Genomic DNA, 16,217 nt, shown 5'->3' with positions numbered 1-16,217 from the left:
CGAAGCATGTCGGTATCCGCATCGTTTACATTTGAAGACATCGCACGTGCCGCCTTCACCACCTCGACGAAGGCCGACGACATTAACAGTGAGTTTGCTGGGCCTGGGAGGCTCGCACTTCGCGGGCGCAACTACGCTGCACGCTTGGCAATTGCTCGGTCGTTGTCTGTCGCAGGTCCGCCTCCTGCATGCGGGGATAGCGGCGGGAAGACCATCCGAGGCACCAACCTCTTCGGCGACAATGCACGCACGTGGATCTCGCTTCTTGTCCAGCACGCTGAGCTGAAGGACGCTTCGCTTTCCGATCTCCAGGATCTCGTGAGGAGGCACTGGGCAAGGGGAGCGGAGCTCCTTGAGGAAGACTGGCAGGCATGCGAGGGCGATTATGATCGTTTCCTCGTCCATCTTGCCGCTCAGGCTGGGCTTGGCGCTGGAGGTGAAGTCCCCACAGGCTCCGCGCGACCAACGTACGGTGAGAGCCGGGTGGTCTTTGCCCCTCGTGCAGTGCCGGTCAGTTTGCCTCTTGGCCCCCTTAGCGTGAACGCGGCCAACGGCGAACCGGTGGCATTCCGCATCAACGCCAAGGGCACGTCGCCGCACGTTGCCGTGATGGGCACGCTCGGGACCGGCAAGACCGTCATCGCCAAGAGCATGCTAGTCGCCGCCCATAAACAAAGCGGATGCCCCGTGCTCCTGTTCGATATGGGCAAGGGAGACCTGGCTGCCGACAAGTCCTTGGTCAGCGAATTGGGGGCACAGGTGCTTGAGCCCCCCCGCCAGCCGATTCCCCTGGACATGCTGAGCGCGGATGCAGCCGATTCTGTAGCACTTGCTAAGGCAGCTCTCAGGTTTAGGGAGTCTTTCTGTCGTATTCCCCAGGGGTCACGCCTAGGAGATATCCAGACAGCGCTCGTCGGTGAAGCGGCGACGCGCGCCCTCCTAGGCTCAAGACCTGTCCGACTGGCCGATGTCCATGAGCGCCTCAAAGAGGTCTATGCCGAGAAGAGGCGGAAGGACGATCTCGCGATTACCACATTCGACGATATGTCGAAGTTCAAGCTCTTCGAGCCGCGGATGCCCCCGGAAGAGTTTTTTTCGCGGAGCTGGGTGGTCGACGTCCACAATCTTCCCGAAGTCGCCCAGCGACTTATAGTGTTCATGCTGCTAGACGCAGCCTACGCATATTTGACCGAGCTGGCGGATGCGCCCACCGATTCCGATGGCAACAGGGCGATGCGGCTGGTCGTGTGCGTTGACGAGGCTCGCAAGGTCCTCGCCTACGAGCAGGCTTCGCTTATTGGCCTGGTTCGAGAGTCGCGGTCCAAGGGCGGCGCCGTCATGATGATCTCTCAGTCGCCTGATGATTTCGCAGGCGACGAAGAGAACTTTCTCGAGAATCTCGGCATCGGCGTCTGCCTCAAGACTAATGCTAAGCCCGCGGTCTTATCTCACATGCTAGGCCGAGCGGAGGACCTTGCTGGCCTCGCAAGCGGTATCGCCGTTACCCGCCTTCCGGACAAGGGCTTCGTTAAGGTCCGAGCGTGGGACGAGGAAAGCTTTCGCTGATGAGCGAAGTAATGGACCCTGTGCCAGCGGAGGAGAGAGCGGAGGAGCTGCCGCCTACTCATTGCCACGCCTGATCGCTCGGTACATCTGCCCCGGTGGCGATGACTCCGTTACACCGGCTCCATCGCTAAAGTAGCAGCCGCGCGTGCCGAGAAGCTGGCCATGACCGAGCCGACCTTCGCGCGCGCAGGCTCTGGCTGGCGAGCAAGTTGGATGCCTGTCGCCAAGGAAGCACGCGCGGGTGGACCCTGGCGGACAAACTATGGCGGCACCAGATTCGAAAGGTCCGGATGCTCAGCGACGAGGCCCGCCAGCCTCCGCGCGCCACTCGAGCAACTCGATTCTAGCTTGTCGGGTGGCGCCGAGCCGCCACCGCGCACCGACGGGAAGCGAGCCCATCACCCCGTCAGGTTGGTAATGGAGTCGCGAGTGTCGCCTCCGCGCAGGTCTGCCCCGACCACTGCTACTAGCCCGTCTAGGTCGAAAAGTAGTCCTTCTCGCTAGACTCACCGCCGCAACCGCGAACGGAGGACTTTCCGAAGCCTGAGCACCGCTATCCTGCGAGTCGGGCATAATTAGCCCGATCCGCTTGCGGCAAGTCTTTGAGCGCTAGCAGTCCAAGGCGAAGTGCGAGCGTGTTTCGAATGCGCACGCGCCCCTTTCCGCTTGCCTGGAAGAAATCGTCGGACAGGTCGACCCCAGCGGCGGGCGCCAGCTTGTCCAAGAAGTATGCGATAGACGCCCGCCGGTTATGCTCAAAGTCTTCAAGCAGCTTACGCATAATGTCAAAAAACGCCTGTATGCCAACCGTTCTGACTGCATAACCAGGCTCCGAAACCCAGAAAAGCTTTGACACTGCGGCGAAGAAATTGAGGACGACGGCGTAAAGAACCACGTCGTTTCCTGTGAGAAACAGAAACCGTAAAGGTGTGCCGTCATCCTTAAGAGTGCTGCGGCGCCGCTTGGAGGACTCATAGCCATTCAGCGAGTTTCGGTCGGCCTGTGGCCGGCGTGAGAAAAGAGAAAGCAGGCCGTCAACAACCGTAGCCATGGATACGCGCCATTCACCTGAGGGTGTCGCCTCCCGGTCGACTAGCGCGACCTTTAGATGGTTCTTGAATGGCGACGCGTCGTCGGCGTTTAGTCGCCGTGCGAGGAAGACCGCGAGCTTCTCTGGCGACCAAGACGCTGCCGGCTCCTCATCTAGGCTATAGCCAAAGAGCTCATAAGCTAGGCTGCGGTCGACCTTCTTCTGGTTGAAGTTGATGGTCGCAAACAGGTACGCCTGATAGGCCAATGGCAAGTCAACGAAGATTGAGCACGGCATCGTCATGTCAAGACGCGCCGGCTCGGCAAAGCTAAATCCGGCGACGCGGTGCTGACCGTCCACGATGCGTGCAAGTGGCGTGGCCGATGGAATAACGAGTTCGTAGCAACCTGGTCGCGTGTCGTCGACGAACCATCTAGATGAATCATTCGTCGAGCCACCATCCGGTGGGCTATTCGCGGCAAGGATGATGCTGCTCGGAAAGCAGGCGTCGACACCGTTGATAAAATCTCCGATGGCCTCCGCTCGCTTTGGATCGAGGATGCGCTGCCCACCACGAACGCCGTAGGAATCCTCCCCTGCCTCTTTTTCGGCGGCGGCCGAGTAGGTGACTGACTGGAGTACTCGCGCTGGGAGTGAGGCGATAAAGAATTCACCGAGCGGCTGCTCGACACGGAGAACTGGCGTTACCAAAAATGCTCTTCTCGCAGCGTTCATAGTGCGAAGTCCGCCGTGGAGCCTTCCAGCTCGGTGCTTACGTCACCGCCCGTCGCGGCGGATAAACTAGGTTCGTCCTCAACGACAGAGCCTGTCGGGTTCAAAACCCACCAGAGCCCCAAACAAAGAAGCGACGCTATGATGCCTGTAGCGAGGGTCGCACGCGGATGAGGCAGGATAAAAGTCACGAAGCTCAGTATTATACCGGCGGAGACGAGCCCGATTGATAGCACCGTGATAGCGCGTGCTAAGCGGGCGATCGCGAGGTGAACGAGCATCGGACCGCATAGTGACAAGGAGGCCCCAGCAGCAGCGCGACTCATCTGAATCACCGCGGACGACGTGTAGCCCTCCGAGGTCATCATCGGCCTGAACACTTCGACCCACGTACCAAGGTGGCCGGCGCCTAGCACAAAGAAGGTGAAGTAGATCGCAAGCTCGGGATGCTGGAAGGGCAGTGTGATGCGGTGCGCTATGTCGCCCCTGAGCGCCTTCCATTTGGTCTCGCTTGTCGCCGCGCCGTGCGTCATTCCGCTGGTCCTCCCGTTGTCGGCACTGTAGGTAAAAGCCAGTGACGAGCGCAAGACGCGTCGGACAACAGAGCGCTCACGGCCTTGACCCGACCACCCTGGCAGGCCGCCAACGCCACCTACTTATGAGTTGAGGCTCGTTGATACCGGCCGGGCTAAGGTAGACGAGCAATCCATCCCTGCGCTGCAATTGTGAACGGCGCCACTCGTACCGAGTAGCTGCTCGCGCGCTTCGCGGCGGCTCTCGAGCTGCGCTCCGAGCCTCACGCGGTGCTAAAGAGGGACTCTGTCGCCGCGTTGTTATAGCAGTTGAGCTGGCGGCTCACGCTGCTGGTGACGCCTCGCTTCTTCGGCAGCTCTCGGTAGTCGCTGGGGGCGGGCTGCCCTGATTCCAAACTGTAGGGCAGATGGCAGAGGGCCCGTGGCGGTGTGGCGCGGCATCGAGCGCACGCAGGACGAGGTACCGCTCATTGACCGTGCTTATCGCCCCAGCCGGCGCCGCTCGTTCGTCCGGGTTGGGCCTGCCCCGATTTCGTGGACACCCACCGAGGTCACCGACGGGTGAGGAGGGGGCGGGATTCTGTGGTTAGACGTTCGCTTCACCGGGTAGTGTCCGACCGCTTTGAGTCTCCTTCAACTGCGCAAACACCAGCTCGATAGACCGCAATAGTGAGAGCGCATCGTCATAAGCGACACCGCGGAAGTGCGCGATATCATTCCTGCGATCGGCTATCAGAGTGAGCGGACCAACCGCCTTGTCGATCATTATGCCGAGATTCTGAGCGACAGAGATGAGTTCACGAAGTGTTAGGAGGTCTGCAGCATTCTGGTCCGACTTGCCGTCCTTCCCGCGCCTTCTCTCGATTGCTTTGTCAATTGTCTCTTGCTCTGGTAGTGCGCGACCAATCGCATCCATCACCTTCTTGGCTTCGCCATCTTCCAGCTCCAACTTTGCCACCTCGGCCACTACGGCCCGTTTCGCATCGCGCAGTCCCGTCGCCGTCTTAGTTACACTTGATGCCGACGACAATCGCGAGGCACTAATGTCTGCACGCAATCCCAGCTCGAGCGTAGCTACGGGCGCTAGCAGAGTCATCGCACGTGCGATGGGCGAATCAACTCCTCGCACGCCAGCTCCGGCGCCATTTGCCGACGCCCCGGCCAGTGCTTGCGCGACGATTTGACCCACTATACCCGAGCGGATTCGATAGGCGCGGGCGAGTGGATCGTAACCAAGAAGTCCGTCAAAAAAGAGCTCCTGCAGCCACCCAGTCCGCTGCGCCTGCGGAGGATGACCATATTCGGTGGAGCCTGCCGCAAGCTTTTTGAGCAGCACGGCCACATCTGGCTGGGATGAGTGCTTTTTAATGATATCTCTTATCCGGAAACTCGCAGCGCTGTCCGCCAACATTGCTACACGCCGCTCCTCCAACACCTCCCCGCTCCAGGCTTCCATGTTTGTCGGTATTCCTGCGATCAGTTCCTTGGCCAATGCAATGTCACTTCCCGCTACGTCCGCCAACCAAGCGGGAAGGATTGGGGAATAGCTAGGAAGCTGGTTCGCGCGGCAAAGCTCCTCCATTTCAAGGATCGATCGCCAGGGAGAGCCGAAATCAGCCCACGCTACTTGCAGGCTGCTACCGTTGAGCCCCAAGGAGCGGAGAACCCCGTTTGCGTCGACAGCACCTTCGAAAAGGAACGAGGCGCCGGCCTCACTTGCACCAACGTAGCCGCCGAGTGCTGCTCTAAGGATCCAATCGAGTGCACCAGAGGAGCTTCCACGATGGCAATTCGTGCAGACGAACAGACACCGTCTTCCTCTCTCCCTGAACTCACGAGCAAGTTCAACCATCAAGCCGTTCGGATCACTGGCCAACGAGGAGAAGGGCGTCTGACTAGCGATCGCTCCTGCGACTAGGTCCGAAGAGGGAAGGCGCGCCAGATCAATACGAGCCAAGAGCGTGGAGGAATCGAGAGAGCGTTCGGCGAGACGAGCCGCATAGTGTGTAAGCCCGATGCCTCGCTGGCCACAAAGGAAGACGACGCCGCCGCGGCGCATCGACGCACCGATGACAGCCTCGTCACTTGCGCTAAACCGAGCCATTGGGCGTCCTTCTTCCTCGGCCGATTTTGGCCTTCTTTAGCACCCGTTCAAGCCGGTCTCTGGCCAAAGATTGTCTCGCGCCAATGTCCTCCTCCTCGGGATAGAGGGCGAGCATGCACTGGGAAAGGTTGCCAGAAACCTTGCTGTATTTCTTTGCAGCACTGGAGGGGGTTTCGCCGTTGTATACAGACCACCACAGAATAAGGAGGCCGGCGATGCGCTTCATTGCTGCATCACTGTAGCGAACGGTGTCAGAGGCTACGTTCAGGCCAATTGCCGCCCAGAGTCGCGAATCGCTGTCATCCTGCAGGATTGCATCCAGGTTGAAATGGCCGCGCTCCCACATCCAGTTAAGGAACGACAACCATTCGTCGAGGAAGGCTTCTAGGGTCGGCTTGCGCCGAGAGTCACGCGTTCTCTCGCCCCAGGCATCTACAGTCGCTCTGATGATTGCCTTCTGGAACACAGCAAAGAACGGCCACTTGCCATCCTTCAGTGCGGCCAGCTCATGCAAGGGTTCGTCTAATCTAGCAGACCGCTCGGTACCCCACTCGTCAATCTGCTGAAGCTGGGCCCTGCGGGGCAGAACCAAGAACGCAGCCAACTCGCCCGAGAGAGCGTCCCGAGCGCGAACCTCATCGATAAAGTCACTATAGGCCTGAAAACGCTGGAGCGTCGAAACAATGAGCTGTCGCCAGCGAACCTTGAATGCTTCGTCTGCGGCCTTTAAATAGACCGATGGCAGCGTTACAAAGGGAACTTCGTATCCCTCACGAAGATGTACTCGTTCGACGTAGTCTTTCAGGGGAGCGACGTTTGGATATGTCGCCGGCTCAGAAGCGATTTGTTGGGAAACTCCAAGAGCGCGTTCAATCGAGTCAACATACCGGCGAACCTGAGCCTCATCCATCGGATCACGAGGCGTATCGAGAGCCAAGACGCTCTCTACGATGGAGTACAGCAGTTCAACGGTAGTGATGAATGGAGCGGTCTTTTCGCCGACGTTGAACTTGGCAGTATCGGTGTGCTGCCAGTGGACGACTCCAAGCGGCAGCCGACCCTCCTCTACTTCGCCAATCGTAGAGGAGACCATTTGCCTTACACAGCGGCTCTTGATGTCCTGGTCGTCCAGTAGAATTTGTCTTGCACGCTTCACGCCTTTTGCGTGTTTGTTCAAATCAATGAAAATCTCCCGAACTACCGCGAGGATTGGGTTTTCGTCGGGGAGAGCCTGCAGATGGGCGGTGTCAAAGCCGGCACGTTTGTCGGCAATCAAGAACAGGACGGAGATCTCTGTAGATAGCGCGTCGAGGCTTAGGCTTCCTTCGTTGAGCAACATTTGCAGCGCCGCGAGGCGATGCTGGCCGTCAATGGTAGCGGGGAAGATTCTTGTCGGGTCCCAGCGCACGAAGCCGTGGGGTGACGAATCTGCTTGGATGAGCTGAACTCCACCGATGTTAGACACGGACCAAGGGGACGCCCGGAGACTCGGTTTGGGTTCGGGTGCATTGCTGGCGTCACCATACGAGGACGTAATGTGGCGCTTCTCGTCGAGCGGCAGCAGGGCCACCGTAATCGAGTTGAAGAACTTCAGCTTGTCAGGGACCCGCAGGTAGCCCTGCACGATACTCTTGCGGACCCGGTCCCAGTCGATCTCCCTCTGAAAGAGCTCTTCCAGCCTCCAGCGGGCTCGAAGGTCGGCCGGTAGGTTCTCGACGAGACCGAGCTCTTTAGCGACCTCCTCAAGCGACATTACGCCCGAGAAGTAGGGTATCGCAGTTCGTGACAGTGCAAAGCGCCCCCGAAGTATCGGTCGAAGCTTTGTGTAGTGGACTTCCTGAGCCTCGACTAGTGCCTCTTCGATTCCCATTTTCTTGCTCCGCGCAGCAGGCTGACGCCATTGCGAGTCTCGCCGGGCGTGATTGAGTGCGCAAGGTGCTTGAAGCGGCCCGTATCCGCGGACCTGTGCTTGTCCGTCCCCATTAGAGTCGAACAAGCCCATGTCCTCGCTAATACGCGCCGCTGGGAGACCTGCTGCGTCTCACCGGCGCGCAAGAAGTGGTGAACAATCCCACCCTACCGCCCACCGGCTCCACCACGCCTCACGCCTCTGGCGGGGGGTGGCAACCGACGATGGCGGGCGCCTCCTGGACGAGCACGTCGTTCTGCAGGGCCTCGACCATGAAGAGCGCGAAGTCGATCCGGCGGGTGCGGTTGCTAGCGAGCACGGGATCCCCCACGTGCCGGCTCCACACCGGCAGCCCCTGGCTCTCGCCCTCCTCGAGATCGCTGCCGCGCACCACGGTCCAGCGCCGCCCGCTGGCGAAGATCCGCTTGCACGCCTCCACCTGATCGTCGACCTCGGCGAAGCGCACCACCCGCGCCAGCCAGGTGAAGAAGGCGAGCATCCACCGGAAGCCCCGCGAGTAGACGTCCTTGCCGTCGCGGGTGATGTGCCAGCCGCAGGAGAAGACGAGCCGCGCGTCGGGCGGGGCGAAGTCGAGCACCGCCTGCGCCGTGCCGCTGGAGTAGGCCTGCACGCCCCACGGCACGAGCACGGTGAGCACGCCGTCGCAGCCCGCCACCGCGCGGCGGATCACCTCGCGGTCGTTGGTCGCCCCCGGGACGATGGTGATCCGGTCGGCGAAGGCCGCGAGCTTGCCCACGCTCTGCGCCCGGCAGACAGCGACCACCTCGTAGCCCCGATCCAGCGTGTGCTGGACCATGTACCGGCCGAGCTTCCCCGAGGCGCCGACGATGCAGACGCGCATCGGGCGCCCGCCCGTGCCGTGCTCCCTGTTCTCCGTGCGATCCATTCTCCCAGCTCCTTACGCTGTAAGTCGAATGCCACGACAGATCTAGTCGTACGGTGTAAGGTTGTCAAATCGGCCTCCGACGCCCGGCTGGGCGCGGTACACCGAGCGCAGGAGGAGTGGGTAGATGGCAGGAAAGACCAGGCGGCGGGCCGAGCCCCGGGCGCCGCTCACCAGGGAGCGCGTGCTCCGCGCCGCCGTGGAGGCAGCCGACGAGGGCGGCGTCGCCTCGCTCTCCATGCGCAAGCTCGCCGAACGGCTCGGCGTCGAGGCGATGTCGCTCTACCACCACGTCGCAAACAAGGAGGAGATCCTCGACGGCATGGTCGACCTCGTCTTCGCGGAGTTCGATCTGCCCGGCGGCAGGACCGGCTGGAAGCAGGCGATGCGCAAGCGCGCCCTCTCGGCCCGCGCCGCCCTAACACGCCACCCCTGGGCGATCGGCCTGCTCGATTCGCGCAAGAACCCCGGCCCCGCCACCTTGCGCCACCACGACCAGGTGCTCGGCTGCCTCCGCCGCGGCGGCTTCTCCATCGCCCTCGCCGCCCACGCCTTCTCGGCGCTGGACAGCTACATCTATGGCTTCGCGATGCAGGAGCAGAGCCTGCCCTTCGACGACGAGGAGAGCCTGCAGGCGGTGGCGGAGCACATCCTCGAGGGCCTCCCCGCGGACGAGTACCCGCACCTGCGCGAGATGACCGAGGCGCACGTGCTGAAGCGCGGCTACTCCTACGCAGCCGAGTTCGAGTTCGGGCTCGATCTCATCCTCGACGGCCTGGAGCGGCAGCTCTCGTAACGGGGGCCCGCCCGGATCGGTTGGGCGCCGGCGGACCACCGGCGCTCACGAAGGCCCCCACCTACCCGCAAGCGCGCCGGTAGCCGTTGGGCGCGCAGCCCACCTCCGCCCTGAAGTCGTGCGCGAAGTGCGCCTGGTCGGCATAGCCGAGGTCGAGCGCGAGCCCAGCCAGGTCGACCGAGCCGCCCGCCGACAGGATCGCCGCGGCCCGATGGATGCGCGCGCGGCGGATCATGAGCTTGGGGCCTATGCCCACGTACTCCCGGAACTGGCGTTGCAGGCGGCGCGGCGAGACGCCCATGCGCGCCGCCAGGTCGGTCACCCGCGTGAGCTCCGTGTCCTCCAGCACCACGCGGGCCGCCTCGACCACCATCATCATCGCAGGATCCGGCTCGGGGAGCCGTGCAACGAGGAAGTCCTCGAGCAGCGCGACGGCGTCGGCGTCGCCCGGACACGCTCGCACGTCGGAGGCGAGCACACTCGCTGCCGGCCCGAACACCTGCTCGAGATCGACCGCTCGATCGTTGAGCTCGTGGACGGAGCGACCCCAGAACGGCCGAAAGGCGCCCGGTCGGAACTTCGTTGCGACCACACGTCCGGCCCCCTCGAGGGCTTTGGACGCGCGCCGCGTGACGACGCCGTGCACGGCGGCGCGCTCCGGCTCGATCGTCAGGTTGACGCAGGGATGGGCGACCATCGGCTGCACGAACGAATCGGCGACGGACCAGCGCACGACCCAGTGGCGCTCGACGTAGGGTGCCAACGCCGGGCCGGGCTCGAACCGCGTCAGCTCGAAGGCGGTCGTGGCCGCGGCCGGATAGAGGATGCCACCCGTCCCGGTGCTGGGTCTCATGACGCGTTTCTACAATCGCGCCGGGCGCGGCGCACCCATACTGACCGCATGACAGCTACCACCAGCAACGGCTCGCTCGTCCACCTCGACGACGCGCGGACGATCCCGATCGAACACGCCAACCGATTCGCCGCCACCGCACGTCCTCTGGCCAGAGCTGCGGGGGGTGGGGCGATCGGGGCTACCCACTACGAGGTGCCCCCGGGGAAGTCGGCGTTCCCCTTCCACTACCACTGCGGTGTCGACGAAGCGCTCTTCGTGCTGGAGGGGCAGGGCACCCTGCGACTCGGCCCCGAACGGCATGCGGTGCGCGCCGGACATTGGGTCACCTTCCGGCCCGGACCCGATTCCGCGCACGAGCTGGTGAACACGGGCTCCACGCCGCTTCGCTACCTGTGCCTGTCCACCCAGGCCACGGCCGACGTCATCGGATATCCAGACTCGCAGAAGGTGGCCGCGGTGGGCTCGAGCAGCGCGGACTTCTTCGACCCGCCGTGGATCCGGGGCCTCTACCGGATCGCCGACACCGTGGAGTACTACGATGGCGAAGACGACCGCTGAGGCGGCGGACGGGTTGCCGATCCTCGGCTTCCCCGACGCCGGGGCCTTTGGACGCTGGCTCGCGATCCACCACGCCGAGAGCGCCGGGCTCTGGTTGAAGATCCCGAAGAAGGAGAGCGGGACGCCCGGCCCGTCCTACGCGGAAGCGCTCGACGAAGCGCTGCGGTTCGGCTGGATCGACGGGCAGAAGGCCGCCCTCGACGCCTCGTTCTACCTGCAGCGCTTCACGCCTCGCCGGGCGCGGAGCAAGTGGTCGAAGATCAACCGCAGCAAAGCGGAGGCGCTCATCGCCGACGGGCGGATGGAGCCTGCCGGACAGGCCCAGGTCGACGCCGCCCGCGCCGATGGCCGGTGGGAGGCAGCATACGATTCCCACCGGACCGCCGAGATCCCCGCGGATCTCGCGGCCGCCCTCGACGCCGCCCCCGCCAACGCCCGCGCGTTCTTCGACGGCCTCAGCTCGGCGAACCGCTACGCCATCCTCTACCGCGTCCAGACCGCCAAGCGCCCCGAGACCCGCGCGCGGCGCATCGCGACCTGCGTCGAGATGTGCGTCCGTGGTGAGACCTTCCACTGAGATACCGTCTGCCGCAGCAAGCGTGCCTGTAGCGGCAGCTCGCATCATCGACCCGCGCAGCGCCGCGATCCCGCCGGCGCTTGCACCTCCCTTCCTCGGCAAGTAGCGTGGCCGCGATGATGACTTTCAGCGTTTTCCTGCTCGGCTGATCGCGCCCCCCTGAGGCTGCTGATCCTTCGCGCACGCTCCGCTGCCATGCAGAGCGCGAGCGCGGCCCCATGCCTTTTGCAGGAGAACTTCATGTCTCATCCTCGTGCGCTGTCCGCAGCGCAGATCGAATCCTTCATCCACGATGGCTTCGTCCGCATCGACGACGCCTTTCCCCGCGAGCTGGCCGACGCCTGCCGCCAGATCCTGTGGCGCGCGACCGGGTGTGTGGAGGACATGCCCTCCACCTGGACGCGACCGGTCGTTCGCATCGGAGAGATTGCGCATCCCCACTTCCGCGAGGCGGCGGCGTCGCCCGCGCTCGTCGCTGCGTACGACGCGCTCGTCGGCGCGGGGCGGTGGCTTCCGCGGGGGAGCCTCGGCACCTTTCCCATCCGCTTCCCGTCACCGGAGGATCCAGGCGACTGCGGCTGGCACGTCGACGTGAGCTTCGGCTGGGAGGGCGAGCCGGATTTCCTCAAATGGCGCGTGAACCGCGACTCGAAGGGCCGGGCGCTGCTCATGCTCTTCCTCTTCTCCGATGTCGGCGCGGACGACGCGCCCACCCGGCTCCGCGTCGGCTCGCACCTCGACATCGCGCGCCAGCTCGCACCACACGGTGAGCGCGGGCTGACGCTCGGCGAGCTCGCCAGCAATGGGTTCTCGGAGTCGGCGCACCGCCGGGAGGCGCTCGCCACCGGGCCGGCGGGCACGGTCTACCTCTGCCACCCGTTCCTCGTGCACGCAGCGCAGCCCCATCGAGGACAGGTGCCGCGCTTCCTCGCGCAGCCTGGCCTCCTGCCGCGCGTTCCATTGGATCCGCTGCGAGCCGATGGCGCCGCGGCATCGCCGGTCGAGCGTGCGATCCGGATGGCGCTCGAGACCTGAGCACCCGAGCCGCGCCGCAAGCGTGCGGCGCGCGCTCTCCAGCAAGCGAGCCGACGCTGTCGCGCTCCGGGAGCTCGAGGGCTTCCGCCAATGGACGACCCGATGTGGCATCGGCCCCCTTCGTCCCGGCGAAGGGGGCCACCCGGGGGAGGGTCGGCTCGGCACGTGCGCCGTGCGTACCCTCGCGCCCATGGCGATCTGCAGGGCGGGACGCTCACGGCTCGCGTGTGTGACCACTCGGCCGGCAACGTCGCCAGAACCTGGGAGCACGATCGCGGCCGGCGTGGCGAAGCCCCGACCGGACACCGATGGAGACACGCCGATGAGCTCCACCCCGAATCGACCCGCGGCCAGCACGACCATCGAGACCAGCCCGTCCGCACTGCGCGCGATCATCAAGGACGCGTACATCTACGGCTTCCCGATCGTGGACAGCTACCGGATCCAATACTCGTACTTCGTCGATCGCTCCCACCCCGAGTACAAGGGCGACTGGAACCAGCCACACAGCGTCGCGCGCGTCTACACCCCGCAGGACAAGGCCCTCCAGACGCCGAACTCGGACACGCCCTACACGTTCCTCGGCGCGGATCTGCGCGCCGAGCCGCTGGTCCTCGGCGTCCCGGCCGTGCCGGAGGACCGGTACTACTCGCTGCAGTTCGTGGACATGTACACCCACAACTTCGCCTACGTCGGCAGCCGGTCCACCGGCAACGAAGCGGGGCACTTCCTGCTCGCGGGACCGGCCTGGCAGGGAGCCGTCCCGGAAGGCATCAAGTCCGTGATCCGATCGGAAACGGAGTTCGCGTTCGTGCTCTACCGCACGCAGCTCTTCGGCCCGAGCGACCTGAAGGAAGTCGAGAAGATCCAGGCCCACTACACGGTGCGCCCGCTCTCGCAATTCACGGGGCAGACGCCTCCACCGCCCGCCGCTCCCGTCGAATTCGAGAGGCCGTTGCCCGCCGATGCGCAGAAGACGTCGCCGGCGTTCTTCGACATCCTCAACTTCCTGCTCCAGTTCGCGCCGACCCATCCGAGCGAGACGGCGCTCATGAAGCGCTTCGCCACGGCCGGGATCGGCCCGGGCCGCTCCTTCGATGTGGCAGCGCTTTCGCCTGACCAGCGCCAGGCCGTCGAGCAGGGGATGGCCGATGCGTGGCAGGAGTTCGCCAGGTTCAAGAGCGAAGAGGTCGATACGGGAAAGCGAAGCAGCGCCGATGGCTTCGGGACCCGCGCGTTTCTTCACAACGACTACCTGATGCGGATGTCGTCGGCGGTGCTCGGCATCTACGGCAATTCGAAGGAGGAGGCCAACTACCCGGCCTACTTCGTGGACGCCGACGGCAACCCGCTCGATGGCGCGACCGGCCGCTACACCGTCCGATTCGCGGCGGGCCGGCTGCCGCCGGTGCATGCCTTCTGGTCGCTCACGCTGTACGAGCTGCCTTCAAGCCTGCTCGCCGAGAATCGGATCAACCGCTACCTGATCAACTCACAGATGGAGCCGGATCTGCTTCGCGACGCGGACGGCGGAATCACCCTCCACGTCCAGCACGAGTCGCCTGGCAAAGCCAGGGAGGCGAACTGGCTTCCCGCCCCCAGGGCTCCCTTCTTCATGGTCCTGCGCGAGTACTGGCCGAAGCCCGAGGCGTTGGACGGCTCGTGGAAAGTGCCACCAGCAGTCCGTGTCGGTCTGCCCGCAAACGCCTAGCGCAGCGCAGCGTCGCCACCGGCCCGAACGGCCCCGAGCTCCTCACCGACATCCAGCGCGCCCAGGTCAGTTATGCTCAATAATACCGATGAAGCGGCGAAAGGCCGATATCACGGTCGCTAACATCGACCAGACCGTACAACATCGGTAATATTTGCGGGTGACCGCGAATCTGCCATCCACGTTCTGGAACGAGCCCCCACACCTCCCGCATGGACTGGTGCTCGAGCGGTTGGAACGGGTGCTCGCCCCTCGGCGCGGCCCCGGTGGCCACGACGTGGACGACCTTGCCGAGCTGCGCTGGCCTGGGGGAACCGTTCGGCTGCTCATCGGGTACAAGGCACCCCTCCTCGCCCGCGACGTTCCGGCGGTTCAAAAGCGCATCCGCGATGCCGCCGATCGCTGGCGCAGCCTCTCGACCGAACGGAGCCAGGCCACGCCCTTGCCGGCCGTAGTGACGGAGGCCGCGTCTCCCTCGGTCATCGAGGCCTGCCTGGCTGAGGGCCTTGGCGTCTTCGACCGGCGAGGCACCGTCGTCGTCCGCGGGCCGGGGGTGTTCATCCACGCCGACGGGAAGGGAAAGTTGCCGGTCGCGCGTCCGGCACGCGGAAGCCTCTTTCGCGGTGTAGCGGGCCGCGTAGCTCGTGTTCTTCTCGCAGATCCGACCACACCGCGAACGGCCCAGGCGATGGCGACTCTGGTGGGCGCGGGCTACGCAACGACGTTCAACGCACTCGCCCGCCTGGAACACGAGGGATTCGCCGAGCGGCTTTCGGCTCGCTCGGGCTTCTTTCTCCGCGATCCGCTGCGACTCGTTCGCGCGTGGATCGACTCGGGCGAGCGGACCGCCGTGGCAGTGGAGGCCTACTACGCCCCGGCCGTCACCCCCGAGGCGCTGGCACGTGCACGCGCCGCGCTCGATGAGCAGCAGGTGAAAGGCATCTGGAGCCTCGCGAGCGGGCTTGCGCCGGACGAGCTCCACGTGAGCGGCCTGCCGCACGGAATCTACCTGTCGGGATCCAGCGCCCCTGTCGAGCGAGCACTGCAGCTCCGCCGCACGACGCCGCACAACTTTCTCGTGCTGCGGGCGGAGCCGGCGGCGGAAACCGACGCCGGCGGGATCTACATGAGCCCGCGCACGCTCGGTCACGGATCTGGCGTCTCTCTGATCCAACTGGCGGTCGACTGCGCCGGCATTGGTGGTCGCGGGCCGGAGCAGGCGCGCTTTCTCATCGATCGCTACGCCGATTCGATCCGCAGAGGTGACCCGTGACGGAGTAGGAGCGCTTCGAGATTGTACTGGGCGAGCTGGGGCGCCAGCCGCCGGTCGGCGGCGCGTCGGTGGACGTGGTCGTCGGCGGCCGGGAGCTCGGCCCCATGGTCCTCACCGCGGTCCTCCTCGGTGGCGAACCGCTTCGCGGCGACATGGCCGTTCTCGTCTTCGCACCGGCGCGTGCCTGAACCAGAATTGGGTGTAGCCAAGCGCAGAGTGGCTCGAGCGCCGGGAGGAATGACCAGATGAGCGTCCTGATCCCACACGAGTACGAAGGCTGGTGGCGGATCACAGAGACTTCCCAGTGGATGAACGAAGGCCTCGATCAGCTGGGCCCGGCCTTGCTCTCGCTGACCGGTGTCGAGGACCGGCTGCGGATGCACTGCCTGCTCGCCTACGTCGACTGCAAGCCCACCGCGATCGGCGTTTCTTTCACCTGGCGGGGCGCCTGGGAATACGACCAGGTGGCGGGCTCGGGCCGCGTCAGGTTGCGCAGGGACGGCCGGCTCACGGGCAACATCCGGATCAAGGACGGCGACTCGAGCTCCTTCCTCGCGGAGCGCACGAGCGCGCCGGATGAACCGATCCCTGCACCCCCCAGCTACCGGGACAAATGGCGGCGGCGCTGGTGAA

14 protein-coding genes are annotated in these 16,217 nt (G+C 64.4%); 8 read left to right on the top strand and 6 right to left on the bottom strand.

Going from position 1 to position 16,217, the window contains the following annotated elements:
- The first annotated feature begins 6 nt into the window (after positions 1 to 6).
- A complete protein-coding gene (locus ACESMR_RS10625) occupies positions 7 to 1,566 on the top strand; it encodes an ATP-binding protein (protein ID WP_373047034.1) in 1,560 nt (519 codons plus the stop codon).
- 553 nt (positions 1,567 to 2,119) lie between these two features.
- Here the strand turns inward: ACESMR_RS10625 and ACESMR_RS10620 are convergent.
- The 5 genes from ACESMR_RS10620 to ACESMR_RS10600 form a co-directional block, all read right to left on the bottom strand.
- Positions 2,120 to 3,307 (bottom strand): DGQHR domain-containing protein, encoded by a 1,188-nt coding sequence (locus ACESMR_RS10620; RefSeq protein WP_373047033.1) that lies wholly within the window; start codon positions 3,305 to 3,307, stop codon positions 2,120 to 2,122.
- A 20-nt stretch (positions 3,308 to 3,327) separates the two neighbouring features.
- Positions 3,328 to 3,861 (bottom strand): hypothetical protein, encoded by a 534-nt coding sequence (locus ACESMR_RS10615; protein ID WP_373047032.1) that lies wholly within the window; start codon positions 3,859 to 3,861, stop codon positions 3,328 to 3,330.
- Positions 3,862 to 4,447: 586 nt separating this feature from the next.
- Positions 4,448 to 5,965: a hypothetical protein gene (locus ACESMR_RS10610; protein WP_373047031.1), complete on the bottom strand. Its 1,518-nt coding sequence runs from the start codon at positions 5,963 to 5,965 to the stop codon at positions 4,448 to 4,450.
- Positions 5,952 to 7,835 carry a hypothetical protein gene (locus tag ACESMR_RS10605; protein ID WP_373047030.1) on the bottom strand — a complete coding sequence of 628 codons (1,884 nt, stop codon included), beginning with the start codon at positions 7,833 to 7,835 and terminating at the stop codon, positions 5,952 to 5,954. The genes ACESMR_RS10610 and ACESMR_RS10605 overlap by 14 nt, the downstream gene beginning before the upstream one ends.
- A gap of 232 nt (positions 7,836 to 8,067) precedes the next feature.
- Entirely contained in the window at positions 8,068 to 8,781 is a 714-nt protein-coding gene (locus ACESMR_RS10600) for an NAD(P)-dependent oxidoreductase (protein WP_373047029.1), read from the bottom strand.
- A 124-nt stretch (positions 8,782 to 8,905) separates the two neighbouring features.
- Between ACESMR_RS10600 and ACESMR_RS10595 the strand changes: the two genes are divergently transcribed.
- Positions 8,906 to 9,574, top strand: coding sequence for a TetR/AcrR family transcriptional regulator C-terminal domain-containing protein (locus ACESMR_RS10595; protein WP_373047028.1), 669 nt, complete (start codon positions 8,906 to 8,908; stop codon positions 9,572 to 9,574).
- Positions 9,575 to 9,635: 61 nt separating this feature from the next.
- On the opposite strand, the gene ACESMR_RS10590 is transcribed toward ACESMR_RS10595, so the two are convergent.
- Complete coding sequence (locus ACESMR_RS10590) at positions 9,636 to 10,427, bottom strand: DUF6597 domain-containing transcriptional factor (RefSeq protein ID WP_373047027.1); 792 nt, start codon at positions 10,425 to 10,427, stop codon at positions 9,636 to 9,638.
- Between the two features lie 48 nt (positions 10,428 to 10,475).
- Between ACESMR_RS10590 and ACESMR_RS10585 the strand changes: the two genes are divergently transcribed.
- The 6 genes from ACESMR_RS10585 (at position 10,476) to ACESMR_RS10560 (ending at position 16,216) form a co-directional block, all read left to right on the top strand.
- Positions 10,476 to 10,988: a cupin domain-containing protein gene (locus tag ACESMR_RS10585; RefSeq protein ID WP_373047026.1), complete on the top strand. Its 513-nt coding sequence runs from the start codon at positions 10,476 to 10,478 to the stop codon at positions 10,986 to 10,988.
- Positions 10,969 to 11,565 (top strand): YdeI/OmpD-associated family protein, encoded by a 597-nt coding sequence (locus ACESMR_RS10580; RefSeq protein ID WP_373047025.1) that lies wholly within the window; start codon positions 10,969 to 10,971, stop codon positions 11,563 to 11,565. Before ACESMR_RS10585 ends, ACESMR_RS10580 begins: the two co-directional genes overlap by 20 nt.
- Before the next feature lie 195 nt (positions 11,566 to 11,760).
- Positions 11,761 to 12,600 carry a phytanoyl-CoA dioxygenase family protein gene (locus ACESMR_RS10575; RefSeq protein WP_373047024.1) on the top strand — a complete coding sequence of 280 codons (840 nt, stop codon included), beginning with the start codon at positions 11,761 to 11,763 and terminating at the stop codon, positions 12,598 to 12,600.
- A gap of 322 nt (positions 12,601 to 12,922) precedes the next feature.
- Positions 12,923 to 14,311 carry a DUF1254 domain-containing protein gene (locus ACESMR_RS10570; protein WP_373047023.1) on the top strand — a complete coding sequence of 463 codons (1,389 nt, stop codon included), beginning with the start codon at positions 12,923 to 12,925 and terminating at the stop codon, positions 14,309 to 14,311.
- A gap of 277 nt (positions 14,312 to 14,588) precedes the next feature.
- Positions 14,589 to 15,584, top strand: coding sequence for a hypothetical protein (locus ACESMR_RS10565; protein ID WP_373047022.1), 996 nt, complete (start codon positions 14,589 to 14,591; stop codon positions 15,582 to 15,584).
- A 245-nt stretch (positions 15,585 to 15,829) separates the two neighbouring features.
- Positions 15,830 to 16,216: a hypothetical protein gene (locus tag ACESMR_RS10560; RefSeq protein WP_373047021.1), complete on the top strand. Its 387-nt coding sequence runs from the start codon at positions 15,830 to 15,832 to the stop codon at positions 16,214 to 16,216.
- Position 16,217: the final 1 nt, after the last annotated feature.

Source organism: Vulgatibacter sp., from assembly GCF_041687135.1.
GTDB lineage: Bacteria > Myxococcota > Myxococcia > Myxococcales > Vulgatibacteraceae > JAWLCN01.
The sequence above is the reverse complement of the archived record's forward strand: the minus strand, read 5'-3'. Positions and strand labels throughout refer to the sequence as shown.

Bases quoted from the DNA above. Each gene is read 5' to 3' on its own strand.
- ACESMR_RS10625 (WP_373047034.1), top strand. From the start codon at position 7: ATGTCGGTATCCGCATCGTTTACATTTGAAGACATCGCACGTGCCGCC.
- ACESMR_RS10615 (WP_373047032.1), bottom strand. From the start codon at position 3,861: ATGACGCACGGCGCGGCGACAAGCGAGACCAAATGGAAGGCGCTCAGG.
- ACESMR_RS10610 (WP_373047031.1), bottom strand. From the start codon at position 5,965: ATGGCTCGGTTTAGCGCAAGTGACGAGGCTGTCATCGGTGCGTCGATG.
- ACESMR_RS10605 (WP_373047030.1), bottom strand. From the start codon at position 7,835: ATGGGAATCGAAGAGGCACTAGTCGAGGCTCAGGAAGTCCACTACACA.
- ACESMR_RS10600 (WP_373047029.1), bottom strand. From the start codon at position 8,781: ATGGATCGCACGGAGAACAGGGAGCACGGCACGGGCGGGCGCCCGATG.
- ACESMR_RS10595 (WP_373047028.1), top strand. From the start codon at position 8,906: ATGGCAGGAAAGACCAGGCGGCGGGCCGAGCCCCGGGCGCCGCTCACC.
- ACESMR_RS10590 (WP_373047027.1), bottom strand. From the start codon at position 10,427: ATGAGACCCAGCACCGGGACGGGTGGCATCCTCTATCCGGCCGCGGCC.
- ACESMR_RS10585 (WP_373047026.1), top strand. From the start codon at position 10,476: ATGACAGCTACCACCAGCAACGGCTCGCTCGTCCACCTCGACGACGCG.
- ACESMR_RS10580 (WP_373047025.1), top strand. From the start codon at position 10,969: ATGGCGAAGACGACCGCTGAGGCGGCGGACGGGTTGCCGATCCTCGGC.
- ACESMR_RS10575 (WP_373047024.1), top strand. From the start codon at position 11,761: ATGCAGAGCGCGAGCGCGGCCCCATGCCTTTTGCAGGAGAACTTCATG.
- ACESMR_RS10570 (WP_373047023.1), top strand. From the start codon at position 12,923: ATGAGCTCCACCCCGAATCGACCCGCGGCCAGCACGACCATCGAGACC.
- ACESMR_RS10560 (WP_373047021.1), top strand. From the start codon at position 15,830: ATGAGCGTCCTGATCCCACACGAGTACGAAGGCTGGTGGCGGATCACA.